Source organism: Nonomuraea sp. K271 (genome assembly GCF_009908215.1).
GTDB lineage: Bacteria > Actinomycetota > Actinomycetes > Streptosporangiales > Streptosporangiaceae > Nonomuraea > Nonomuraea longispora.
This window is the reverse complement of sequence record NZ_JAAAHR010000094.1, coordinates 1-23,782: the sequence shown is the minus strand read 5'-3', so window position 1 is coordinate 23,782 and position 23,782 is coordinate 1. Positions and strand designations below refer to the sequence as shown.

The 23,782-nt window shown below is 71.7% G+C and carries 17 protein-coding genes and 1 pseudogene; 9 read left to right on the top strand and 9 right to left on the bottom strand.

Translation table 11 applies throughout. The annotated features are described in order from the left end of the window. Positions 1-61 precede the first annotated feature (61 nt). Positions 62-3,214 (top strand): ATP-dependent helicase, encoded by a 3,153-nt coding sequence (locus GUY59_RS28140; protein WP_138201629.1) that lies wholly within the window; start codon positions 62-64, stop codon positions 3,212-3,214. Further along, positions 3,208-6,507: an ATP-dependent helicase gene (locus GUY59_RS28135; RefSeq protein ID WP_138201628.1), complete on the top strand. Its 3,300-nt coding sequence runs from the start codon at positions 3,208-3,210 to the stop codon at positions 6,505-6,507. Before GUY59_RS28140 ends, GUY59_RS28135 begins: the two co-directional genes overlap by 7 nt. Here the strand turns inward: GUY59_RS28135 and GUY59_RS28130 are convergent. From GUY59_RS28130 to GUY59_RS28115, 4 genes are read right to left on the bottom strand one after another with little or no spacing between them, the layout of a single operon-like run. Beyond that, positions 6,467-7,537 (bottom strand): type III PLP-dependent enzyme, encoded by a 1,071-nt coding sequence (locus GUY59_RS28130; protein WP_138201627.1) that lies wholly within the window; start codon positions 7,535-7,537, stop codon positions 6,467-6,469. The genes GUY59_RS28135 and GUY59_RS28130 overlap by 41 nt on opposite strands. Next, positions 7,534-9,087 (bottom strand): IucA/IucC family protein, encoded by a 1,554-nt coding sequence (locus GUY59_RS28125; RefSeq protein ID WP_138201626.1) that lies wholly within the window; start codon positions 9,085-9,087, stop codon positions 7,534-7,536. Before GUY59_RS28125 ends, GUY59_RS28130 begins: the two co-directional genes overlap by 4 nt. After that, positions 9,088-10,575, bottom strand: coding sequence for an IucA/IucC family protein (locus tag GUY59_RS28120; RefSeq protein ID WP_138201625.1), 1,488 nt, complete (start codon positions 10,573-10,575; stop codon positions 9,088-9,090). Then, the gene (locus tag GUY59_RS28115; RefSeq protein ID WP_138201624.1) at positions 10,572-11,708 is read right to left on the bottom strand and encodes a siderophore biosynthesis protein; all 1,137 of its coding nucleotides are present in this window, start codon (positions 11,706-11,708) and stop codon (positions 10,572-10,574) included. The genes GUY59_RS28120 and GUY59_RS28115 overlap by 4 nt, the downstream gene beginning before the upstream one ends. 143 nt (positions 11,709-11,851) lie before the next feature. On the opposite strand from GUY59_RS28115, the gene nudC reads away from it, so the two are divergent. Then, on the top strand, positions 11,852-12,826 hold the full coding sequence (gene nudC, locus GUY59_RS28110; RefSeq protein WP_252374979.1) for an NAD(+) diphosphatase: 975 nt from the start codon (positions 11,852-11,854) through the stop codon (positions 12,824-12,826). On the opposite strand, the gene GUY59_RS28105 is transcribed toward nudC, so the two are convergent. Both GUY59_RS28105 and GUY59_RS28100 read right to left on the bottom strand, forming a co-directional pair. Next, positions 12,827-13,075, bottom strand: coding sequence for a glutaredoxin family protein (locus GUY59_RS28105; RefSeq protein ID WP_132333095.1), 249 nt, complete (start codon positions 13,073-13,075; stop codon positions 12,827-12,829). A gap of 77 nt (positions 13,076-13,152) precedes the next feature. Continuing rightward, a complete protein-coding gene (locus GUY59_RS28100; protein ID WP_236667577.1) occupies positions 13,153-13,875 on the bottom strand; it encodes an alpha/beta hydrolase in 723 nt (240 codons plus the stop codon). 297 nt (positions 13,876-14,172) lie between these two features. Here GUY59_RS28100 and GUY59_RS28095 point away from each other — a divergent pair, with 297 nt between their 5' ends. From GUY59_RS28095 to GUY59_RS28070, 6 genes are all read left to right on the top strand, one after another. Next, positions 14,173-16,251, top strand: coding sequence for an ATP-dependent DNA helicase UvrD2 (locus GUY59_RS28095; RefSeq protein ID WP_161714737.1), 2,079 nt, complete (start codon positions 14,173-14,175; stop codon positions 16,249-16,251). A gap of 219 nt (positions 16,252-16,470) precedes the next feature. Continuing rightward, a complete protein-coding gene (locus GUY59_RS28090) occupies positions 16,471-16,710 on the top strand; it encodes a putative glycolipid-binding domain-containing protein (protein ID WP_138201621.1) in 240 nt (79 codons plus the stop codon). 332 nt (positions 16,711-17,042) lie between these two features. Then, positions 17,043-18,137 (top strand): winged helix DNA-binding domain-containing protein, encoded by a 1,095-nt coding sequence (locus tag GUY59_RS28085; protein WP_138201620.1) that lies wholly within the window; start codon positions 17,043-17,045, stop codon positions 18,135-18,137. 540 nt (positions 18,138-18,677) lie between these two features. Further along, positions 18,678-19,547: an acyl-CoA thioesterase gene (locus GUY59_RS28080; protein WP_138201619.1), complete on the top strand. Its 870-nt coding sequence runs from the start codon at positions 18,678-18,680 to the stop codon at positions 19,545-19,547. Positions 19,548-19,705: 158 nt separating this feature from the next. Further along, positions 19,706-19,972 carry a hypothetical protein gene (locus tag GUY59_RS28075; protein ID WP_138201618.1) on the top strand — a complete coding sequence of 89 codons (267 nt, stop codon included), beginning with the start codon at positions 19,706-19,708 and terminating at the stop codon, positions 19,970-19,972. A gap of 124 nt (positions 19,973-20,096) precedes the next feature. After that, a complete protein-coding gene (locus GUY59_RS28070) occupies positions 20,097-20,366 on the top strand; it encodes a WhiB family transcriptional regulator (RefSeq protein ID WP_132333100.1) in 270 nt (89 codons plus the stop codon). A gap of 788 nt (positions 20,367-21,154) precedes the next feature. Here GUY59_RS28070 and GUY59_RS28065 read toward each other — a convergent pair. The 3 genes and pseudogenes from GUY59_RS28065 to GUY59_RS28055 all read right to left on the bottom strand — a co-directional run. Further along, a complete protein-coding gene (locus GUY59_RS28065) occupies positions 21,155-21,361 on the bottom strand; it encodes a hypothetical protein (protein ID WP_138201617.1) in 207 nt (68 codons plus the stop codon). 205 nt (positions 21,362-21,566) lie between these two features. Further along, the gene (locus GUY59_RS28060) at positions 21,567-22,976 is read right to left on the bottom strand and encodes an AarF/UbiB family protein (RefSeq protein ID WP_201761424.1); all 1,410 of its coding nucleotides are present in this window, start codon (positions 22,974-22,976) and stop codon (positions 21,567-21,569) included. Beyond that, a pseudogene (locus tag GUY59_RS28055) lies at positions 22,973-23,782 on the bottom strand (hypothetical protein); the annotation flags it as partial. The gene GUY59_RS28060 and the pseudogene GUY59_RS28055, both read right to left, overlap by 4 nt.

Here is a 23,782-nt window from a genome sequence, read left to right as displayed (position 1 = left end):
TGTGAGTGGTCAGACCTGGCGGCTGGTGCGTCGCGGCAATGGCGCCCCTGTTGTGCCTCCTGTGCTCGACGAGCACCAGCGTGCCGTGGTCGAGCACAAGGGCGGCCCGCTGCTCGTCCTCGCCGGTCCCGGCACCGGCAAGACCACCACGATCGTGGAGAGCGTCGTCCACCGGATCGAGCGGCGGGGCATCGACCCCGAGCGGGTGCTCATCCTCACCTTCAGCAGGAAGGCCGCCGAGGAGCTGCGCCGGCGGGTCACCGCCCGCCTGCGCCGCACCACCCGCACCCCGCTCGCCCTCACCTTCCACTCCTACGCCTACGCCCTGCTGCGCCGCGAGTCCGTGCTCGAAGGCAGGCCGCCGCCGCGCCTGCTCACCGGTCCCGAGCAACTCCTGGAGATCCGCCGGCTGCTCCACGGCGAGCTGGAGAACGGCGCGCTCGACTGGCCGGCGTCGCTGCGCGAGCCGCTCAGGACGCGCGGGTTCGCCGAGGAGCTGCGCGACTTCCTGTCGCGGGCCAACGAGCGAGGCCTCGACCCCGAGCGCCTGGTGGCGCTCGGCCGGCGGCACGGGCGCGCCGACTGGGCGGCGGCCGGCCGGTTCGCCGGGCGTTACCAGGACAGGTTCGACCTCGACCCCGAGGAGACCTTCGACTACGCCGAGCTGGTCAGGGCCGCCTCGGCGCTGCTGGACAGCCCCGGTGTGCTGGCGCGTGAGCGGGCCGCGCACGACGTGGTCTTCGTCGACGAATACCAGGACACCGACCCTGCGCAGGAGCTGCTGCTCGCCCGGCTCGCCGGCGACGGCCGCGACCTGGTCGCGGTGGGCGATCCCGACCAGTCGATCTACGGCTTCAGGGGCGCCGACGTGCAGGGCATCATGCAGTTCCCCGAGCGGTTCCCGGCCCGCGACGGCCGCCCCGCCCCGGTGCTGGCGCTGCGGGTGTGCCGCAGGAGCGGCGCCGGCCTGCTGGAGGCCTCGCGCAGGCTCGCCGCCCGGCTGCCGGTCGCCCCTGTGCCCGACCACGTCCACGGTCACGAGCACGACCACCGCGACCTGACGCCGCTGCCCGAGGCCGAGGCCGGCGAGGTGCGGGTGCTGCTGGCCGACAGCACCAGCCAGGAGGCCGCCATCGTGGCCGACACCCTGCGCCGGGCCCACCTGATCGACGGCGTGCCGTGGCACCGGATGGCGGTGCTGGTCCGCTCGGCCAAACGCCAGGTGCCGCTGCTGCGGCGGGCGCTGGTCAACGCGGGCGTGCCGACGATGATCGCGGGCGACGAGGTGCCGATCGCCCAGGAGCCCGGTGTGCGCCCGCTGCTCACGATGTTGCGGGTCGCGCTCGACCCGTCCCAGCTCGACGAGGCGGTGGCGGAGGAGCTGCTGACCGGCCCGCTCGGCGGCACCGACATGATCGGCGTACGCCGGCTCCGCCGCGCACTCAAGATCGCCGAGAACGACGCCGTGGCGGCGCTGCGCGAGACGGGCACCGGTGACGACGAGCGGCCGTTAGCGGCACGCTCGTCCGGCGAGCTGCTCGTGGCGGCCGTGCAGGACGCGCGCGAGCTGACCCGCGTCGAGCCCCACGTCGCCCTGCCGGCCGAGCGGGTCGCGAGGCTCCTCGCCACCGCCAGGGAGGCCGCGCGGCAGGAGGGCACCGCCGAAGACCTGCTGTGGGCCGTGTGGCAGGGCAGCGGCCTGTCCGAGCGCTGGACCGACCTGAGCCTGTCGGGCGGCCCCAGGGGCGCGCAGGCCGACCGCGACCTCGACGCCGTGGTGGCGCTGTTCGACCACGCGGCAAGGTTCGTCGACCGCATGCCCAAGGCGGGCCCCGAGGTGTTCATCGACGACCTGGCCGCCCAGGAGATCCCCGGCGACACGCTGGCCGACCGGGCGCCCGACGGCGACGCCGTCCGCGTGCTGACCGCCCACCGCTCGAAGGGCCTCGAGTGGGACGTCGTCGTGGTCGCGGGCGTGCAGGAGGGCGTCTGGCCCGATCTGCGCCTGCGCGGGTCGCTGCTCGGCGTCGAAGACCTGGTCGAGGTGGTCGAGGGCGCCGAGCCCAACGCCGCGTCGCTGGTCTCCAAGCTGCTGGCCGAGGAGCGCAGGCTGTTCTACGTGGCCGCCACCAGGGCGAGGCGCAGGCTCGTGGTGACGGCAGTGGGAGGCGACGACACCGACGAACGGCCGTCGAGGTTCCTGTCCGAGCTGATGCCGGGCGCGGTGGAGACGGCCACGGTCGACGACCGCGCCCGCTGGCTCACCATGTCCGCGCTCGTGGCCGACCTGCGCAGCGCGGTGACCGATCCCACCAAACCGGCGAGAATGCGGCAGAAGGCGGCCCACCAGCTCGCCCGCCTGGCCGCGGCGGGCGTCCAGGGCGCCCACCCCAACGACTGGTACGCCCTCACCTCCATCTCCGACGACCGCCCCCTGAGCTGGCCCGACGGGGTCGTCAGCATCTCGCCGTCGGCGGTCGAGAGCTTCACCAAGTGCGGCCTGCGCTGGCTCCTGGAGACGGCCGTCGGGGCCGCGGGCACCAGCACCGCCCAGGGCCTGGGCAACGTCATCCACGCGCTGGCCGTCCTCGCGGCCACCGACCTGCCCAGCGAGGACCTCCTCGGCCACCGCCTCGACCAGGTGTGGAACGATCTCGACTTCGGCGGTGTCTGGTACAACCGCAAGCAGCGCCAGGTCGCCGAGCAGATGATCGGCAAGTTCCTGCGCTGGCACAAGGAGAACCCGCGCGAGCTGGTGGCGCTGGAGGAGGCGTTCACCGCGATGCTCTCCGACGGGGTGCAGATCAAGGGCCGGGTCGACCGGGTCGAGCGCGACTCCGGCAATCGCGCGGTCATCATCGACCTCAAGACCGGCGGCGCCAAACCCAAGGCCGGCGACCTCGACCGCCATCCGCAGCTGGGCGTCTACCAGCTCGCCGCGCTGCTCGGCGCGTTCGCCCGGCACGGCATGACCGAGCCCGGCGGCGCCGCGCTGGTGCAGCTCGGCAAGGCGGCGGGCAAGAAGGACGCGCTGGAGCAGCGGCAGGGAGCGCTGGCCGACGACCGCGACCCGGGCTGGGCCGCCGACCTCGTCGACACCGTGGCGACCGGCATGTCGGGCCCGTTCTTCCAGGCCAAGGTCAACGACGGCTGCCGCACCTGCGCGGCCAGGGCGAGCTGCCCGGTCAACGACAACGGAGGCCAGGTGTGCTGACCCCGGCCGAACTCGCCGGCAAGCTGGGCATCCTGCCCCCCACCCGCGAACAGGCCGCGGTCATCGAGGCCCCGCTGGAGCCGACCGTCGTCATGGCGGGCGCCGGCTCGGGCAAGAGCGAGACGATGGCGGGCCGCGTGGTCTGGCTGGTCGCCAACGGCCTGGTCAGGCCGGAGAACGTGCTGGGCCTGACGTTCACCCGCAAGGCCGCCGCCGAGCTGGCCACGAGGGTCAGGGAACGGTTGTCCGGCCTGGCGGAGGCCGGCCTGGTCGAGCCGGGCGCGCTCGACAACGAGCCCACCGTGTCCACCTACCACGCCTACGCCTCCCGACTGGTGACCGACCACGCGCTGCGCGAAGGGCTGGAGCCGACCATGCGCCTGGTCACGCCCGCCGTGTCGTGGCAGCTCGCCTCGCGGGTGGTCGCGATGTACGACGGGCCGATGGACAAGATCGAGCTGGGCCCGCCGTCGGTCACGGCCGCCGTGCTGGAGCTGGCGGGCGAGCTGTCGGAGCACCTGCGCTCGCCCTCCGACGTCAGGCGGCTGGGCGGGTGGCTGAAGGAGCGCCTGGCGGAGCTGCCCGGCCGCACCACACTCGCGCAGCGCAGGCCGCTCAGTGTCCAGGAGGCGCGGGAGCAGCTGTTGCCGCTGGTGGAGGCGTACGAACGGCTCAAGCGCCGGCGTGAGGTCATCGACTACGGCGACCAGATGTCGCTGGCCGCCAGGATCGCCGCGAACCACAAGGAGGTCGGCGAGATCGAGCGCGCCCGCTTCTCCGTGGTGCTGCTCGACGAATATCAGGACACCAGCCACGCCCAGCTCGTGCTGCTGCGCTCGCTCTACGGCGGCGGCCATCCGGTGACCGCCGTGGGCGACCCGTGCCAGTCGATCTACGGCTGGCGCGGCGCCTCCTCCGGCAACCTCCGCCGCTTTGCCCGAGATTTCCGTACAAGGTCGGGCGATCTCGCCGCCGTACGCCAGCTCAGCGTCAGCTTCCGCAACGGCGACCGCGTCCTCGACGTCGCCGCCCGCGTCCAGCTCCCGTTGCGTATGGAGGCCCGCGAGGTGCCGGTGCTCGTCCCCGGCCCCAACCGCGTCGACCGGGGCCGCGTCACCTGCGCCTTCCACGAGACCGCCGACGAGGAGGCCGCGTGGATCGCCGACGGCATCGCGAGGATCCTCGGCCAGGAGGTCGCCCCCGACGGCATGCCCTGGGGCGAGAAGGAGCGAAAGAAGACGATCGCCGTGCAGCCGCAGGACGTCGCGATCCTGGCGCGCAAGCGTTCGCAGTTCCCGGCGCTGCGCGGGGCGCTGGAGCAGCGCGACATCCCGGTCGAGGTGGTCGGCCTCGGCGGCCTGCTCACCGTGCCCGAGGTCAGCGACATCGTCGCCACTCTCCGCGTCCTCTACGACGCCACGGCCGGCGACGCGCTGGCCAGGCTGCTGGCGGGGCCGCGCTGGCGCATCGGCCCCGCCGACCTGCGGGTGCTGGGGGAGCAGGCCAGAGTGCTGGCCCGCGAGCTGAGCGAGAGCCACCGCGAGGACGACCCGCTCGACCAGGTGGTGGCCGACCTGGCTGAGGAGCGGGGCAGCCTGGTCGACGCGCTGGACGAACTGCCCGACAGGGAGGAGTGGCTGGAGGCGTTCTCGCCGCCGGCCCGCACCAGGCTCGTCGCGCTCGCCCACGAGCTGCGCCAGCTCAGAGCCCACACCGCGCAGCCGCTGCCCGACCTGATCAGCGAGGTCGAGCGGCGGCTCGGCCTCGACGTCGAGGTGGCCGCGCGAAGCGGCACGGCGAGCGCGTTCGCGGCGCGGGCCGACCTCGACGCGTTCCTCGACGCGGCGTCCAGGTTCGCGGGCGACTCGGAGGATCCGACGCTCGGCGCGTTCCTGGCCTACCTTCAGGCGGCGGAGAGCGAGGAGTTCGGGCTGGAAGCCGGGCGGGTCGGCGAGAGCAACAGCGTCAAGCTGATGACCGTGCACGCCTCCAAGGGGCTTGAATGGCCGATCGTGGTGGTGCCGGGGCTGTCGCAGCTCGTCAGCTCGAAGGGGACGATCGCCACGGGCAGCGTGTTCCCCGCCACCCCGGTCATGAACAGCCGCTGGACCGAGAACCCGCGCAAGCTCCCCTACTCCCTGCGCGGCGACGCCGCCGACCTGCCCAGACTGGGCGGGCTGAGCAAGGAGGAGCTGGCCGCGTTCGACGAGCGGTGCCGCGAGCGTGACCTGATGGAGGAGCGCAGGCTCGCGTACGTCGCGGTGACCCGGGCCCACTATCACCTGATCGCCTCCGGCTACCGCTGGGGAACGGCGACCAGGCCGCTGGAGCCGTCCGACTTCCTGCTGGAGATCCGCGACACCGCCGACCGCGTCGCGTTCTGGGCCGGCGACCTGGCGGAGGGCGCCACCAACCCGCTGCTTGCCGAGCCGGCCGAGGCCGTCTGGCCGGTCACGCCCGAGGGCCTGCGCTACGAGTCGGTGCTCGACGGCGCCCGCATGGTCGAGAACGCCCTGTCCGGCGACCTCGGCGGCTCGCCCGCCGGCGACGAAGAGGCCGGCGAGCCGCTGCGCTCGTTCGAGGAGGAGCGCCTGCGCGCCTGGGAACGCGACACCGACCTGCTGCTGCGCGAGCGTGAGCTGCACCGGCGCCGGCCCTCCACGACCGTCGAGCTGCCCGCGAAGCTGACCGTGTCGTCGCTGGTCACGCTGGCCGCCGACGCGCGCGAGCTGGCCCGCAGGATCCGCCGTCCCGTCCCGGTCAAGCCCGCGCCGCTGGCCCGGCGCGGCACGTCGTTCCACAAGTGGCTGGAGACGCGCTGGGAGCAGCAGCGGCTGATCGACGACTTCGAGCTCGACCTGTACGACGAGCTCGAAGAGGCCGACGTGCGCCTGGCCGAGCTGCAGGAGCGGTTCGAGGAGAGCGAGTGGGCCGACCGGCGGCCGGTCGACCTGGAGGTGCCGTTCGAGACCATGATCGCCGACCGGCTGGTGCGCGGGCGGATGGACGCCGTCTTCGAGCGGCCCGGCGGCGGCTACGAGGTCGTCGACTGGAAGACCGGGCAGCCGCCCAGGGGCAAGCAGGCAAGGGCGGCGTCGGTGCAGCTGGCGGCGTACCGGCTGGCCTGGTCGCACCTGGCGGGTGTGCCGCTGGAGCGGGTGGGCGCGGCCTTCCACTACGTACGCGCCAACCGCACGGTGCGCCCGGTCGACCTGCTCGACGGCGACGGCCTGGTGGCGCTCATCGAGAGCGTCAGGATCGCAGATAGTGAAACGCCGGCTTCGGGTGCATGAGGAAGTCGTGGTGGGAGATGTTCCAGGCGTAGGCGCCGGCCATCTCGAAGATTACGGTGTCGCCCACCCGGACCGTGGTCACGATATTTCGGGCAAAAACGTCTTTCGGGGTGCATAGCTGGCCGACGAACGTGATCGGCTCGTCCCCGACGCCCGGCCCCTCACCCGTGGGCAGGATGGTGAAGGGCTGGTCGTGGCCCTTGGTGGCCGGCGTACGCAGGTGGTGCGTGCCGCCCAGCACGATCGCGTACGCCTGGCCGCGCACCCGCTTCACGTCCACGACCCTGGTCACGTAGCAGCCGCAGTAGACGGTCAGCGCCCGGCCCGGCTCGATCCGCAACCGCCGCCCCCGGCCCAGCTCCGCCAGCCCGGACCCGTAGGCCTTCCAGTCGAACCTCGTCCGCGGCTCGGCGTAGGAGACCGCCATGCCGCCACCCAGGTTGACCTCGTCGTAGGCGCGCTCCAGCAGCGTCCCGGCCAGCCGCAGCAACTGTTCCGCGTCCAACCCGCTGGCCAGGTGGGTGTGCAGGCCGCGCAGCCGTACCCGCTCGCCGAACAGCGGCAGGCACTCGGCCACGGCCTCCTCGTCCATACCGAACGGCCCGCTCATCGTGAGCGCCGCCCCCTCCACGGGCAGGTCGGGGTTGAGCCGGAGCAGCACGTCGGCCTTCCGGCCCGTGGCGAGCAGGCGGCGCAGTTCGTTAGGCGACTCCACGTGGATGCGGTGGTGCGGCAGGCGCAGCTCCGCGTCGGTTTTGCCGGGGCCGCCGAGCGCCACCGGCATACCGGGGAACAGGCCGGTGACGTGGGCGTGCTCGCCGCCCGACGACACCTCGAACCCGTCCACGTGGCCGGCCAGCACCCGCAGCAGCTCGGCGTCGGGGTTGGCCTTGACGGCGTAGTACAGCTCGGCCGCCCCCAGAGCCCGCCGTACGGACGCGACGTGCTCGTCCAGCGAGGGCAGGTCATAGAGGTAGGCGGGGAGCGCGGGCAGGCGTGTGACGGCCTCCTGGACCCGGGCGCTGATCATGCCAGCGGGTTCGCGATCGGGACGTAACCGGCGGCACGGTCGGCCGCCCTGGCCCAGCGCACGCCCAGGTTCGCCTTGGCCGGCAGCGGCGCGCCGGCCAGCAGGTCCGACAGGGGAAGCGGCCGGCCCAACTCGCCGGCCTGGCGGGCGAGCTGGTCGCGGGCGATCCGCCACAACGCGCGCAGCAGCGCGTCGTCGGGCCCGGCGAGCGTCGCGGCGATCTCGGTCAGGTGGTTGACGAGCAGGCAGTAGACCACGCGGGCCCAGCCTCGCTCGGCGTCGTAGGTGAGGGCTCCGGCGACGTCGGGGTGCAGGCCGCCGAGGTCGTGCCGGCCCTCGACGAGCTTGGCGCCCTCCAGGTCGCGGAAGACGGCCTGCGCGGGCAGGCCGGTCGTGTCCAGCCCGACCAGGACATTCTGCAGGTGGGGTTCCAGCACCACGCCGTGCGTGAAGTACAGCTCCAGTACCGGCAGCGCCACCACCCGCACGTACGCCCGCCACCAGGCGCGCGGATCCAGGGCGGGGGCGTCGAGGGCCAGCGCGGCGGCCAGCGTCGGGGTCACGCCGGGGGAGCACACGGCCCACGGGCTCTGCCTGACGATCACGCCCAGCCCTTCGAGCAGCCGCGGGCCGAGGGTGGCCGAACGGTAGCCGGGTTCCGGCAGCCAGCGGGTGGCGGGATGCCTGGCCGACACGTCCCGAAATATGGGTTCGAGGCGTCTGGTCAGCTCCACGGCTCCGGCCAGCTCGTACCAGGCGTTCTTCCGCACGCAGTTCGTGATCCGTACGTCCAGCGAGAACTTCAGGCAGACCTCCGCCTCCGGTGCGTACACCGTCCGTACGGACGAGGTCGGCTGCACGACAGGCCCCGGCCCGAGATCGACCAGCTCGGCCCCGAACACGGGCCCCAGCAGGTCGAGCTGCCACGGATGCGCGGGCAGCAGCCGGTAGCCCGCCGGGGGGTCGCCCATCGCGTCGAGCGCCGACGTGTCGCCGTCCTGCGCGACGAGGTCCGCCCGCACGCCGAGCAGCCTGACGGGGAACTCCGCGTGCGCCTCGGGCGCGTACCGGAGCCAGCCGGCCCCGCCCCGCGCCTTGGGGCTGGGATGGAACGGATGGCCGTACACGAGCGCCTGCTCCGACGCCAGCCACGGGTCGGCGGGCGGCACGGCCGAGCCCCTGGCCGTGAGGATCGCCGCCACGGCGGCCCTGCTGGCTCGCACCTGACCGGCGAACTCGCCGTTGTGCCCGGCCTCCGGGCCTCCCAGCTCGCTCTCGGCCAGCCCGATCAGCTCCTCCGTGGTCAGCACCTGCCACGCGCCGCCAGCCAGGCGTTCGGGCGGGCCCTCGAAACGCAGCGCCGCGCCGCCGTGGGCGCGTACGCGCAGCAGCGTGCCCGCGACCCGCAGCAGCAGGTAGGGCGGCGCCGGCCACACCAGGCCGCGCGGCCCTGCCACCTCCCGCACGCAGCAGCGCAACAGGGCCGCCAGCGTCGCCTCCTCGGCCAGGGCGGAGGGCGCCTCGACGGCCAGTCCCTCAAGGCTCGGCATTCACGCTCTCCTCAGATAGTTGGGCCCGCTGGTCCCGTAGAACTTGTTGACGTCGCGCGCGCCGGACCGCTCCTTCGCCACGAGCGTCCCGGCTGTGATCATGGATTTGCCGGTCAGCCTGGCGGCGTCGAGCGTCCTGGCGCGCAGGAGCCTGGCCATGGGGTCGTCGCCGTACTCGGCGAGCGCCTCGGCCAGAGTGTCACGCAGTAACGCGGACGCGCGGGCGTGCGGCAGCGCCCCGAACGCGACCGCCGCGGCGGCCAGGTGCAGCGTGATGGTGACGAACACGTCGGCCAGCGCGTGCGGGTCGTCGTTCAGCATGCGCTCGTCCCCGAACTCCGGCACCGCCACCCCGGCGGCGGCCAGCCGCGCCGGTGAGGCCAGCAGCCCGTCGTTGTCCTTGACGAGCAGCCGCATCCGGTCGCCGGTGAGGACCAGGGCGAGGTTCTGCTGGTGCGCCTCCAGCGCGACGCCGTAGCGGACGAAGAGCCGTACGTTCCACCGCAGCAGCAGCCGCAGATAGCCGGGAACCACATCGCCCACCTCGTCGAGCACGCCGGGCGCGTTGAGCGCGGCGACCGGCACGACGTCGCCCTCGGGCAGCCGCCTGGCCATCCACGCGAGGTGTTCGTCCCCGGTCTGCGCGTAGGTCTGCTCGTCGGCCAGGAGCACGTCAGGATCGGCCAGCTCGCGCAGCAGCAGCTCGGCCGCGGCGGCGTCGCGCAGCGTGCCGGGCTTGATCGAGCGGCGGTTCGCGGCACCCAGCGTGCTGATCGGCAGGGGCAGCTTGAGGTGCAGGCGGGGGGTGACCTCGACGGTCCGCATGGACAGGGTGGGGCGCACGGTGACCGCCGCCTGGCCGAGCAGGCGTACGCCGTCGATCTTCCGCACCTCCCCGGCGGTCACCGGGTGCACGGGGAACAGCGCCTCGCCGGCCCCCACAGGCAGGCCAGGGTCGGCCTCCGCCGGCAGGCGCACGGCGGAGCCCGGCGCGAGCGCGCCGCGCGGCACGGCCGCCCACCACAGCTCGAAGGAAGGCCCGAACTCGGGCGCGTAGGCCACCAGCTCGTCCTCGGACAACCCCGGACGGGCGCGGGAGGTCGGATAGACCGGATGGTCCACGAAGGCGGCCCGCGTCTCGTACGAAGGCCGCCGCGCCAGCACCTCGTCCGCCCGCGTGTCGTGCAGTTCCATCGCGGCCAGCGCCGCCACGCACTCCTCGAAGAAGGCGGAGACCCCCTCGGCGTCGGCGGGGTCGGCCACCTCGACGAGTGTCTCCAGCACCTGCTCCAGGCCCAGCCGCTCGCCCTCGGCGACCACGAAGTCCTGGAACAGCAGCCCCGGCGCGAGCCGCACCCAGCGGCCGTCCGCCAGCATCAGCCCGACGCCCTCCCTGCTCCTGGTGACGCGGGAGGCCAGCCCGCCGTAGTCCTCGCGCAGCAGGGCGTTCAGCACCCGCGCGGCGAGGTAGGCCTCCCTGGCGCTCATTCGAGCACCCACGGCCGGCGGGCCCGGTAGTCCGCGATGGCCGCGTCGACCCGCGCCCGGTCCGGCCCGACCGCGCGGACGACGCCCAGGTAGTCGCGGTTGGTGCGGGTGAGGGAGACGGCGTCGCCGACCGCCCGCAGCGGCCGGTGCCAGAGCCGTACGTCTCCGGCGTCGACGGACTCGTGACCGGGCGCCTGCTTGACCGTCCCCGGCCGGTCGGCGACCAGGCTGACCGCGCTTCCGTACGCGGTGGCCGCGGGGACGGCGGGCGCCGGCTCGCCGAGGTGCACGCGCAGGATCCACGCGAACAGCGGCACCCCGAGCACGTCACCCAGCAGGAAGTCGCAGTGGTCGCCGATCACCCGGTAGTTGACCTCGACGATCCTCGGCCCGCGCGGGGTGAGGACGTACTCGGTGTGGCAGGCCCCGAACCCGGCGCCGAGCGCTCGCAGCGCCTCCAGCACGTGTTCGTGCGGCCCGCCGGGCGACCAGTCGAGCCGCTCCTCGACGAAGTACGGCAGCGGCCCCAGCGTCGTCTCGAACCCTCCGAGCACCCGCAGCTCGGTGCCGTCGCCCAGCGTCTCCAGCGTGCGCAGCGGCCCTTCGAGGTATTCCTCCACGACCAGCGCCTCGCCCGGCCGCCGCTTCCTGACCTCGGCCACGGCCCGGTCCAGGCCGTGCTCGACGAGCATGACGTCCTCGCTGGCGACGCCCTCGCGCGGCTTGAGCACGACTGGGTAGGGCGGGTCGCCGGGCACCGGGTCGCCGGGCGCGAGGCGTACGGTGAAGACCTGTTCCACCCCCGCCTCCCGCAGCCTGCGCCGCATGAGGAACTTGTTCTTGGCGGCCACGCAGGCCCGCCAGTCCTTGCCGGGCAGCCCGAAGTAGGCCGCGGCCAGCGCGGTCTCCGCCTGCAGATGGTCGGAGTTGGAGAAGATCGCGTCGGGTCTGCCGAGCTGCTCGACCGTGTCGATCAGCGCGCGCGGATCCCGCACGTCGCACGCGACCGCGTACGGATGCCGCTCGGGCCGGTCCGTCAGGATCGTCACCTCGCAGCCCAGCGCGTGGGCCGCGGGCAGGAAGCCGTCCGTCACGGAGTCGGTCGGTTTGAGCGCGGTCAGGTAGAGCCGCACGCGAGGACCCCCAGGAGAATCAGGTAAGCCTTACCTAACTCCTTGATCCTAGCCCAGAGAGATCATCGCGTCCCCCGGTTACGTTAATCGGCCGCCAAGTGCGAGGTCATAGGATGACATGGGATTCGGGAGGGGAACGACCTGTGGGAACGACCGCGGAAGAGCAACTCATCGGACCGCTGCTCCTGGCGCGCGGCACCATCGACAGATCCGCGCTGTTGCGGGCTGACGAGCGCCGCCTGGAGCAGGCGTGGTCGGATCCGGCGACCAGGGTGCTGGTGATCGACAACGGTCACACCCTGGTGGCCAGGCAGGGCGATGAGGTGCAGGCGGTGTTGTTCACCACCGAGGACGCGCCTCCGGGGCCGCGCTACCTGCTGGGCACGGAAGGCGCAGCCGCCTACTTCGCGGTCGCCGCGCCGCTGCCCGGCATCCCCAAGGGCGCGGGCAACGGCCGTGTGACGGTGCCGACGAGCCTGCGCGACACGCCAGAGGGCGTGCCTGTGCCGGCCGGGCTGCGCCAGGTGGGCGGCCTGCTCGGCGACCGCGACGCGGGCCTGCTGGTCTATGCCGTGGCGCTGGAGGCCTGGCACGCAACCCACGAGTTCTGCCCGCGCTGCGGCACCCGCACCACGATCCAGGCGGGCGGCCACATCCGCGTCTGCCCGCAGGACTCCAGCCAGCACTTCCCGCGCGTCGACCCGGCCGTGATCATGCTGATCCGCGCCCCCGACGACCGCTGCCTGCTCGCCCGCGGGCCGCAGTGGCCGAAGGGCCGCCTGTCGATCCTCGCGGGCTTCGTCGAGCCCGGCGAGTCGCTGGAGGCCGCCGTCGCCCGCGAGGTGGCGGAGGAGGTCGGCATCACCGTGGTCAACCCGCGCTATCTCGGGAGCCAGCCGTGGCCGTTCCCGCGCAGCCTCATGCTCGGCTTCTTCGCCGAGGCCACGACGACCACCCTGACCCCCGACGCCGAGGAGATCGCCGAGGCGCACTGGTTCTCCCGCGAGGAGCTGACGCGGGCGCTCGACTCGGGCGAGCTGCGTCTGCCGCCGCCGGTGTCGATCGCCCGCCGCCTGATCGAGACGTGGTACGGCGGCGAGCTGACCGGCGACTGGTGATCAGGCGGGGGCGAGCAGGGCCTTGACCTCGATGGCCGACGGGTTGGTGCGCACGACCCGGCCGCCCGGCGTGTCGATCACCACGGTCGGCACCACCTGATTGCCGTTGTTGACGCTCATCACGAACTCCGCGGCGGCGGGGTCACGCTCGATGTCGACCTCGTCGAAACCGATGCCCTCGCGAGCCAGCTGAGACTTGAGCCGCTTGCACGGGCCGCACCACGTGGTGCTGTAGATCGTGAGCGCCATGTTGGGACATCCCTCCAAGGTCAGGAAGACAGGCGCTCGGTGCAACAACGCGGCCCCGCCGCTTAATCCCCGGACTTCTAGCCGATGCGCTCGGCGATCCAGGCCTGCACGCGCTCGGCCACGCCGGGCATGCGGTAGAGAGGGGCGCTGTGGTTGCTTCCCGGCGCGGCGTAAACCGTCACGGGGACGCCGACCTGGCCCAGCATCTGCTTGAGCAGCTGGCTCTGCACCGGCGGCACAAACTCGTTCTTCGAGTGCACGGCCAGCACCGGCGCGTCCTTGCGGCTGGCGTGCCAGGCCACCTCCATGCTGGCCCACACGCGCGAGCACTTGCCCTTGGGATGGCAGCCGCCCGCCAGGCGGATGGCGGCGTTGCGCAGCTTGCGCTTGTTGCGTTCGACGGCCTTCGCGCCGTCGGCGTAGGCGCGCAGCGGCGAGATGATCGGCGACAGGCCGACCACGCCCTTGAGACCGGAGACGCCGTCGCCGTAGGTGCCGACGGCGGCCGCGATGTGGCCGCCGGCGGAGAAGCCGACCACCACGTAGTTGCTCGGGTCGAACGCCCACCTGTCGGCGTGCTTGCGGGCCGTCGCGATCGCGGCCAGCGCGTCGGTGCGCTGCGCCGGCCAGGCCGCGTCGCCGGACAGGCGGTAGTTGAGGTTGAAGACCGTGTAGCCGAGCTCGGCGTAGCTCCGCGTGATCTCCTTCATGTATCTCTTGTCGCCGCTGGACCACCAACCGCCGTGGACCAGGAAGACACCCGGGCGCTCCATGCCGTCGGGCGTCCACCACACGTCCATGCTCTGGCGCTTGTGGCGGCCGTACGCGACGGTTTCTAACGCGAGGCCCCCAAGCCCGTCTGGATTCAGGGGAGAACTCACCGTAGGACCTGGTGTGGGCTCCTTGGTCGCATTTGCGGCGACGACCGGTGTGGCCACAACGGCAGCGAGCGTCAGAACACCCACGGAAACCGCAGTTCGCACGGTCTTCCTTTCCCCCATGCAGATGGTCGGCCCCATTGTGGGGGAAGAGACCAGTAGTTTGCATCTTGTTGGCTATGAACATACGCCGGCAGGCATGTTGCCAGAATAAGGCGCATGGCCGCCACTCCTTGGGAATATGTACGGGTGAACAACGTGGATGACGTTCTGATCGGTCTTGATCCCGAGCAGCGGGCGGTCGCCGAGGCCGTACGCGGGCCGGTGTGCGTGCTGGCGGGCGCGGGCACGGGCAAGACCAGAGCGATCACCCACCGCATCGCGTACGCGGTCCGCAGCGGCGTCGTGGAGGCCCGCAGCGTCCTCGCTGTGACCTTCACCACGCGCGCGGCGGGGGAACTGCGCCAGCGGCTGCGCGCGCTGGGCGCGCCCGGGGTGCAGGCGCGCACCTTCCACGCGGCGGCGCTGCGCCAGCTCACCTACTTCTGGCCGCGCGTCATCGGCGGCGAGGCGCCCTCGGTCATCGAGTCGAAGCTCCCGGTGCTGGTGGAGGCCTGCCGCCAGGTCAGGAGGAACCCCGACCGGTCCGAATTGCGGGACATCGCCGCCGAGGTCGAATGGGCCAAGGTCACCCAGATCGGTCCGGAGGACTACGTCGGGGCGGCGGCCAAACACCACCGTACGCCTCCCGTGCCGGCCGAGGAGGTGGCCCGCCTCTACGACGCGTACGAACAGATCAGGCGCGAGCGCCACCTGGTCGACTTCGAGACCATCCTCGAACTGACCGCGGCCGTGATGACCGAGCACCAGGAGGTGGCGGCCCAGATCCGCCAGCAGTACCGCTACTTCGTCGTCGACGAATACCAGGACGTCAACCCGCTGCAGAAGCTCCTGCTCGACACCTGGCTCGGCGGGCGCGACGACATCTGCGTGGTCGGCGACCCCAACCAGACGATCTACTCCTTCACCGGCGCCAGCCCTCGCTACCTCACCGGGTTCGCGGTCGAGCACCCGGAGGCCGCCGTCGTCAAGCTGGTGCGCGACTACCGCTCCACCCCCCAGGTGGTCGACCTGGCCAACCTCGTCATCGCCAAGGGCAGGACCCCTCACCGCCTCGAACTCCTCGCCCAGCGTCCCGACGGTCCGAAACCGGCCTTCGCCGACCACGACGACGAGCCCGCCGAGGCCGCGGGCGTGGCCAGAGCCATCAGAAAGCTCCTCGACAAAGGCGTGCCCTCGCGCGAGATCGCCGTGCTCTTCCGCGTCAACTCCCAGTCCGAGGCCTACGAGGAGGCCCTGTCCAAGGCCGAGATCCCCTACGTTCTGCGCGGAGCCGAACGCTTCTTCGAACGGCCCGAGGTCCGCCAGGCGGTCGTCCTGCTGCGCGGCGCGGCCCGCTCCGCCGCGGGCGAACCCCTGGCCTCCGAGGTCCACCACATCCTCGCCGGCATCGGCCTGACTCCCGCACCTCCCTCAGGAGGCGGCAAGGCCCGGGAGAAGTGGGAGTCGCTGAAAGCCGTGGCCGACCTCGCCGAGGACATGGCCGCCGAGGGCGCCGACCTGCCCACCTTCGTGGCCGAGCTCGAACGCCGCGCCTCCGAGCAGCACGCCCCGCCCGTCGAGGGCGTCACCCTCGCCTCGCTCCACGCCGCCAAGGGCCTGGAATGGGACGCCGTGTTCCTCGTCGGCCTGACCGACGGCATGATGCCCATCATCTACGCGGAGACCCCCGACCAGATCGAGGAGGAACGCCGCCTCCTCTACGTCGGCATCACCCGCGCCCGCGAACACCTCTCCCTGTCCTGGGCCCTCGCCCGCGCCCCGGGCGGCCGCAAGAGCCGCCGCCCCTCCCGGTTCCTCGACGGCCTCACCGGCCGTTCCTCCTCCCCGGCCCGCCTCACCCCGCCGTCCCGCGAACGCCGCCAGGTGGCCGCGCCGGTCAGCTGCCGCGTCTGCGCCAAAACGCTGGTGGCCGCCGCCGAACAGAAACTCGGCCGCTGCTCCACCTGCCCCGCCGACTACGACGAGGCCCTCCTCGAACGTCTCAAGGCCTGGCGTACGGCCACGGCCAAGGAAGCCAAGATCCCGCCGTACGTCGTCTTCACGGACGTCACCCTCCAGGCGATCGCGGAACGAGCACCCGAGACGGAACAGGAACTGCTGTCGATCACGGGCATCGGCAAGGTCAAGTTCGACCGGTACGGCGAAGCCGTCCTCGCCCTCTGCCGCCACTCGTGACCATCCCGCTCCGGTCGCCGGCAGCTGACACACTCATGTCCATGACCTTCGCACCGCCCCGGAGACCGCCGCCTGGCGGCACCTCGGCGCACGCACCGGCTTCGAGGTGGCCTATTTCCGTCAGGCGGGCGGCGGCGGGCACCGCATCGAGGGCTGCACGACGGCCGCCGAGGACGGCCTGACCTGGGCCGTCGACTACGCGATCGAGGTGGACCGTGACTGGGCACCCGGCGGGCGGAGATCAGGAGCCGGCCGGCGGCCGGGTCCCGGCACACCGTCCTGGACGGCGACGGTGATGGCGGCCGGCGGATCGACGGCGTGCCCGCCCCTCGCGTGGGCGGCTGCCCGGACGTGGATCTGGAGGCGTCGGCGGTGACCAACGCGTTCCGCCTGCACCGGATGCGCCTGGCCGTGGGCGTCGAAGCAGGCGCCCCGGCCGCGTACGTCCGCGCCCCCTGAACCCTTGGGGGCGGCCCGCACCACACCCGCGGCCTGGGCCCTCCCAGCCGCCGGTCGGAAGTCCTCGCCCGCTCCGCCGTCCTCCTTCGACGGGTACGGCGCAACGATCGTGGGCCGGACAGCGGCAGCGGCCACATCCTGTCCGCCACTCCTGCGACGCTGGTCCCAGGAACCGAACGACAGGGCCGACGCCTCGCGTGGCAGCCGCCCGGAAAGCACCATGGACCACCTCGACGTACTCGATGGGACCAGACCATGACTTCCGAAAACCACCTCCGACCGCTCGACGCCCCCCGAACCAGCCGGGGAGCGCGTCGCGGCATGGTGATCCGATGACCGTTCTCGACACCAGGGCGCTCAACCGCGCGACGCTGGCCCGGCAGTTGCTGCTCGACCGCGCCGACCTCCCGGTCCTGGAGGCGGTCGGGCACCTGTGCGGCCTGCAGGCCCAGGAACCGCAGGAGCCGTTCGCCGGGCTCTGGTCGCGCCTGCGCGCCTTCGACCCGGCGGTGCTCTCCGACCTGCTGGTACGTCGCAGCGTGGTGCGCACCCATCTCATGCGCCGCACCGTCCACCTGATGACCGCCGAGGACGTCCTGGCCTGGCGGGCCCGCCACAACGCCATGCTGCGCCAGCGGGTGCTCGGAACGTACCGCCGCGAACTCGCCGGGGTCGACCTCGACGCACTCGCCGCGGCGGGCCTCGAGGTGATGGCCGACGGACGGCCCCGTACGATGTCCGAGCTCGCGCGGGCGGTCGCCGACCGCTGGCCGGAGCCGGGGCCGCGACCGCTGGGCGAGTTGCTGGTCGCCGCACTCATCCCGATGGTGCAGGTCCCGCCGCGCGGGTTATGGCGCGAGAAGGCGGGAGCGCGCAACGTACTCCTTGCCTCCTGGGTGGGCCGCGACATCGAACCGCCCGCCACGGACGGCTCCGATCCGGCGGGCCGATCCCTCGTACGCCGCTACCTCGCCGCGTTCGGCCCCGCCGCCACCGCCGACCTGCGCGCATGGTCCGGCCTGTCCGGACTGCCCGCAGCCGTCGCCGCGATACGCGGCGAGCTGATCACCTTCCGCGACGAGAAGGGCCGGGAACTCCTGGACCTTCCCGACGCGCCGCGCCCCGACCCCGGCACACCGGCCCCGGTCCGGTTTCTGCCTGCCTTCGACAACGCGCTGCTCGGCTACCACGACCGCAGCCGCATCGTCGACGACGCCCACCGCGGGCTGTCCGTGGCCGGGGAACGTGTCGTCCTGGTAGACGGCCGGGTCGCCGCGACCTGGACCGTCAAGGACACCACCGTGCACGTCACGCCCCTGCTCCCCCTTTCCCGGGCCGACCGCGACGCCGTCGCCGACGAGGGGAAGGCGCTCGCGGCATTCCTGTCCGGCAACCACACCCCCCACGTGGAGATCGCCACCGCCTGACCAGCGACCACACCATGGACGGCAACCCGAACACGCGAACAGCCCGCCACGGCACGGGGCCGCCGACCATGCCGGCATGACGCCCCGCCCACCGCGTCGGCGGCCAGGCGCAGAGGCGGGTGCCCTCAGCGCCAGAAACCGCGCCACGTGTCAGCAGGGCGCGCTGGTCGAGCACTCCGACACCGACCACCGCCCTCGCCCCACTGAGCACTCGGCGCCCGAACCACGGACAGACATCGGGCATCACAGGCCCGCACCGGCAGCACCGGCCGATCGGCGCAGGACCGTGAGAGAACACGCCCAGCCCCGACCGGACATGACCACCACCCCAGGAAGAAGCGGCGCCGTTCCCGCGCACGCCACCTGGTTGAAGTGACTCCGACACCGAGGCCCGATCGGCGAAGCGTCCGAGATGCCCGCTACCCGTAACCCCGGCGAAACCCCGGCCAGGGATCATCAGACAAGCCAGACCCACCTGTGGCCTGGACCAAGCGGCACGTCACACTTGTCCCATCACCGGAGAACGAAGGGGACCGACACGTGAACGAGGCGCTGAAGGAGTTGCTGGACCTGCTCGACCTGGAGCAGATCGAGCTGGACATCTTCCGGGGGAGAAGCCCGGAAGAGCGCATTCAGCGGGTCTTCGGCGGCCAGGTCGCGGCCCAGGCCCTGGTGGCGGCCGGCCGTACGGTGCCCGAAGACCGCAACGTGCACTCCCTTCACGCCTACTTCATCCGCCCGGGCGACCCGTCCATCCCGATCGTCTACAACGTCGACCGACTCCGCGACGGCCGTTCGTTCACCACGCGCCGCATCGTGGCGGTCCAGCACGGCAAGGCGATCTTCACGATGTCGGCGTCGTTCCACGTGGCCGAGGAGGGGGTGACACACCAGGCGTCCGTGATGCCGGTGGTGCCGGATCCCGCGACGCTGCCCTCGTTCCACGACAGGATGCACGAGCTGGTCGCTGATCACCCTGACCTGCGCGACTGGTTGTCGCGCCCGCGCCCGGTCGACGCGCGGTACGCCTCGCCGCTCACCTGGGAGGCGTACCGGAATCCGGAGCTGCGCAGCGCCGAGACGAACGTGTGGTTCCGCTACGACGCCGAGTTGCCCGACGATCCGCTGCTGCACGTCGTGCTGGCCGCGTACGCCTCCGACTTCACCCTGGTCGACACGATACTGCTGGCGCACGGCATGGCGTGGGGAGCCTCGGACATCGTGGGCGCCTCACTGGATCACGCCATGTGGTTCCACGGGCCGTTCCGGGCCGACGACTGGCTGCTGTACGCACAGGAGTCCCCATGGTCGGGGCGGGCGCGGGGCCTCGCGCGGGGTGAGATGTTCAACGCGTCAGGCGAGCTTGTGGTCTCGGTCGTCCAGGAGGCGATGATCCGCCGTACGAAGTAGGCGCGGACCATCTGTCCGTCGGTGGCCGAGAAGCCTGTCGAATGTAACGAAATCGCAGGTAGAAAATATGTTGCCGGTTCCTGCGTTCCCGGTTTAGGGTCTTGGTCAAGCGAGTCGGGCAGTCCTGCTCAGACGATCTCAGAGGGAGGAGAGTCACTGTGATCAGCATCAAGATGCCAGCCACGAAGTGGCTCGCCTCCGCATGCCGTGACGCGGTGAGACTCGTTGATGGTCCCACGCAGTCCCGGCAGGAGAAGTCTGTCCGTAGTCAGGCCGCCGCCTATGCGCACGCCCACTTCGGTGCCGCCGCTGCTGCACAGGGAGCCCCTGTCTACACCGCTCGTATCGAACTGCCGGCCAACCAGCTCACCAAGGGTGGACTGCGCGGTCCGCATCCCTGGCGGGATACCCCGGTCATAACCTGACCGGGAAGACCGACCAGGCCGCGGATCCGCAGACAGGATCCGCGGTCTTTTTGTTTGTCCGTGATCCCCCGACCACCCACGAGGTGCCCGAACAAGATCAAAGATCGATCAAAGGAGAAAGCAGATGGGGGCGAAGACGATCATGGACCTGATCGACGAAGCCGAAATCCCCTGTCGTACCGACCCTGACCTGTGGTTCGCCGAGTCGCCGGAGGACGTGGAGTTCGCGAAGGCTCTCTGCGGCGGCTGCCCGATCCAGAAGGCCTGCCTGGCTCGTGCGCTCGAGCGCGAGGAGCCGTGGGGCGTCTGGGGCGGCGAGCTCATCCTCAGGGGAACCATCATTCCTCGCAAGCGTCCGCGTGGGCGTCCGCGCAAGCACCCGGTCGCTGCCTGAACCACCGCACCCACGAGTAAGAAAGCGAAAAACGATGATCACTCAGTCGACGAGGAGCCTCGCAGTGCCGGATCTCATCCATGACCTGGTCAATGACCGAATACAATCGCTCCATCGTGAGGCGGAGGAGCAACGCCTCATAGCGCGTGTCCTTCGCGTGCAGCGGGCACGGCGCAGGGTCAGGCGGGCGAACGACCGCCTCCGCAAGGCCATGAGCCACCCGTTCTGATCGGGGAGGTCCTGCCGCCGACGCAGGATCTCCCCCTTGGAGCCGAACAGTCCAAGAGCCGGGCGCGCCAGCGCCCGGCTCTCCCTTTCCTCCGGCAAGAACCATCAAGCCGGTACGCACGACGCCCCCACACCTCAACCCCGAAGCACCAGGCACAACCGCTGCCACGAACTCCGGCGAACCCGTGCCGGACCCGCCGGGCGAGCAGCCGCACGCAAACGCGTGGGCGGAGGGAATCCGCGTCACCCGCAACCAACGGACCCGTGTCTGCTCACAGACCACGTCGCTCCGGGAAAGAGTTCACACGATGCCCCCGGCGCGAACCTCACCGGTCAATGACGAGCTGCCCAGCGGAGGCCTCCCGGGTGATCCGTGCGGACGGTCGGATCTCGCGGGACGGCGCCGCTGGGCAGCTCTGCCGGATCGCGAAGCAGGATGTCGGACGCCTGCAGCAGGGGTGTGGGGCGTCGTGCCTCGCGCGCGCCGAGCGATCCGATGGGGCAGCCGGACCACTCGTCACGATCTCGCCCGTGCCTCCCACTTCAAGGCACGGGAACAGTCAGGGGGCCAGGCAGTGAGTGGCGGGGATCTCGGCGGTCATGCCCGGCCCCGACGGGTCGACCAGGGTGGTGAGCTCGCCGACGTTCGAGGTGAGGCAGCCGAGGGTGGCCGCCGGATCGATGACGGCGTGCGCCGCGGTGGCGGCGAACATCAGACCCGCTGCCACCAGGGCGGTAACTGCTAGCAGGCGCGCGGATCGGTCCATGGGATCCTCTCAAGACGGTGACTTTCTGTATTGTAATCATTACACACAGTAGTCAAGTAAGGGTAGAGGGAGCGTCGAATTCTCATCTTCCAACTCCGCTCAGTCGCGCGTCCCGGCACCCCTCCGGCGAGGCAGGCGGCGTAAGAGATCGATCAGGCCACGTGCGGCGTGCGCACACCTCCCGCCAGGCGCGGACGGTCCGTCGTCAGCCGATGGCCAAGGCCTCGTCGTCGGGGTCGTCGGCGAAACCGGGAACCCAGCGGATCACCTCGTCGCGGAAACGTGCCGTGGCGCCCAATTGGCACAACACGCCCACACCCGCCGCATGCACCCGGTGGATGAGCACGTACGACGTCGGCAGGTTGAGCTGGCGGACCACGTTGGTGGGGCGGAGATCCGTGACGCTGGCGACCTGCGCCTGCAACCACTCCCTGCTGAACGTGAACTCCTCCACCGCGGTCGGCTCGACATAGGGCGCGAGGAAGGCCCGCAAAGCGTCGGGGTCGATCTCGATGTCGTCGCGGATGAAGCCCTCCCGGCGCAGGCCCCGCATGACGGTGTCCATGTCGCCCTGGTTGAAGATGCGGGTCAGCTGGCCGAAGGACTTGGGGTAGCCGTCGGGCAGGCGGTTGACCGCGCCGAAGTCGAGCACGCCGAGCTTGCCGTTGTCGAGCATGCGGAAGTTGCCGGGGTGGGGGTCGGCGTGCAGCATGCCGACGCGCGCGGGGGAGCAGAAGAGGAAACGCACGAACAGCAGGCCGGCCCGGTCGCGCTGCTCCTTGGTGCCCTCGGCGATGATCCGGGACAGCGGTGTGCCGTCCATCCACTCGCTGACCAGCACCATCTCGTTGGCCGCGACGACGTCGGGGACGTGGAAGTCGGGGTCGCCGTCGAACTCCAGGGCGAACGCGTGCTGCGCCTCGGCCTCCCTCAGATAGTCGAGCTCCTCGGCGATCCGCTCCCGGAGCTCGCTCAGCACGGCCTTCATGTCGAGGCCGGGCAGCAGCGTGCCGAACACCTTGCCCAGGCGCGCCAGCTGCGCGAAGTCGCCGAGCAGCGCCTTGCCCGCCCCGGGATACTGGATTTTGACGGCCACGTCGCGGCCGTCGTGCCACACGGCCCTGTGCACCTGGCCGATCGAGGCGGCGGCCGTCGGCTGGTCGTCGAACGACAGGAAGTGCTGCCGCCAGTCGTCACCCAGTTGTTCCGTGAGCACGGTGTGGACCGTGGACGTGGGAAGCGGGGGAGCGGCGTCCTGCAGTCTGGTCAGCGTGGCGCGGTAAGGCCCGGCGATCTCCTGTGGCAGTGCCGCCTCGAAGATCGACAGCGCCTGCCCGAGCTTCATCGCGCCGCCCTTGAGCTCACCCAGCACCTTGAAAACCTGCTCGGCGGTACGCTGCTGCACCTCCTGCGCCACGATCTCGGCGGACTTGCCGCCGAGGCGTTTGCCCAGCCCCAGGGCGGTGCGTCCGGCGAAACTCAGCGGAAGGGCGGCCAACTTGGCGGAGCGCGTGACGGCCCGGCGTGGAAGATCGCTCACACTGATGCGCGAACCCCGGAAGATCCGCTTCCCCCCTTCGTGGCAGTCCCTGAGCACGTCAGTCGTGGTTGTCATGCCATGACCATTCTGCGCGAATAAGGATTGTTTCGCATACAACGACATTGCGGGTGAATGGTCCACGACCGCCTTCTCCAACGCCAATCAGGGGTTACGTCCACTGTGCCGTTGGTCACAACGGACTCCCGGCCATCGAGATGAGCAAGCGCGTGGCCGGTCGCCGCGGCCGCGACCAGGGCGGCCAGCGTCGAATCGCAGGCGATCTCGCCGGGCGGATAACCACCCAGCCTCGCTGTGACGATAGGCCAAGCCGGGTCGTGGTCGCGCCTGGTCAGGTCGAGACAGTGCAGGCACGCGCTCTGCCCGGGCAGGACCAGCGGGCCGAGAATGCCATGGCCCTCGAAGGCCGTCGCCAGGAGGTGCGGGATGCCCAGCGCGGTCAGCTCGTTGACCAGCACCCCGTCCAGCGGGCCGACCGGCGCGAGGACCACCAGGTCGGGCCGGTCTGTGGCGTCCCCGAGATACGGCCCTCCCGCCAACGCGTTGACGGCCGGCGCGACCTCCCCCTCTCCGCGTGGCTCGCACCCGGGGACGGGTGGGGACGGCTGGCCGGCATCGGCGACCGCCCGGGAGGCCCGGGCCGGCTCCGGCGCGGGCGATGGCGACCGAACCACCGGCCGTGACCGTGCCGCCGGCGCGGGAACGGGTGGCGTACGCCCGCCGGAGGTGAGCCTGCTCGCGACCGCGACCGCACCCGCCTCGCGGGTCAGGCCCAGCTCCGCCCACGTCAGGCCGCCGGGCGTGATGTCGCCGGGCCGGACGACGCCCGGATCGAACACCCGGACGGTGCCCACCCCCGCACC

Excerpts from the sequence above, each read along its gene's own strand:
- GUY59_RS28060 (WP_201761424.1), bottom strand. The coding sequence starts at position 22,976 with ATGACAACCACGACTGACGTGCTCAGGGACTGCCACGAAGGGGGGAAG.
- GUY59_RS28095 (WP_161714737.1), top strand. The coding sequence starts at position 14,173 with ATGGCCGCCACTCCTTGGGAATATGTACGGGTGAACAACGTGGATGAC.
- GUY59_RS28105 (WP_132333095.1), bottom strand. The coding sequence starts at position 13,075 with ATGGCGCTCACGATCTACAGCACCACGTGGTGCGGCCCGTGCAAGCGG.
- GUY59_RS28125 (WP_138201626.1), bottom strand. The coding sequence starts at position 9,087 with ATGCCGAGCCTTGAGGGACTGGCCGTCGAGGCGCCCTCCGCCCTGGCC.
- GUY59_RS28065 (WP_138201617.1), bottom strand. The coding sequence starts at position 21,361 with ATGGACCGATCCGCGCGCCTGCTAGCAGTTACCGCCCTGGTGGCAGCG.
- GUY59_RS28120 (WP_138201625.1), bottom strand. The coding sequence starts at position 10,575 with ATGAGCGCCAGGGAGGCCTACCTCGCCGCGCGGGTGCTGAACGCCCTG.
- GUY59_RS28100 (WP_236667577.1), bottom strand. The coding sequence starts at position 13,875 with ATGGACGTGTGGTGGACGCCCGACGGCATGGAGCGCCCGGGTGTCTTC.
- GUY59_RS28085 (WP_138201620.1), top strand. The coding sequence starts at position 17,043 with ATGACCGTTCTCGACACCAGGGCGCTCAACCGCGCGACGCTGGCCCGG.
- GUY59_RS28070 (WP_132333100.1), top strand. The coding sequence starts at position 20,097 with ATGGGGGCGAAGACGATCATGGACCTGATCGACGAAGCCGAAATCCCC.
- GUY59_RS28130 (WP_138201627.1), bottom strand. The coding sequence starts at position 7,537 with ATGATCAGCGCCCGGGTCCAGGAGGCCGTCACACGCCTGCCCGCGCTC.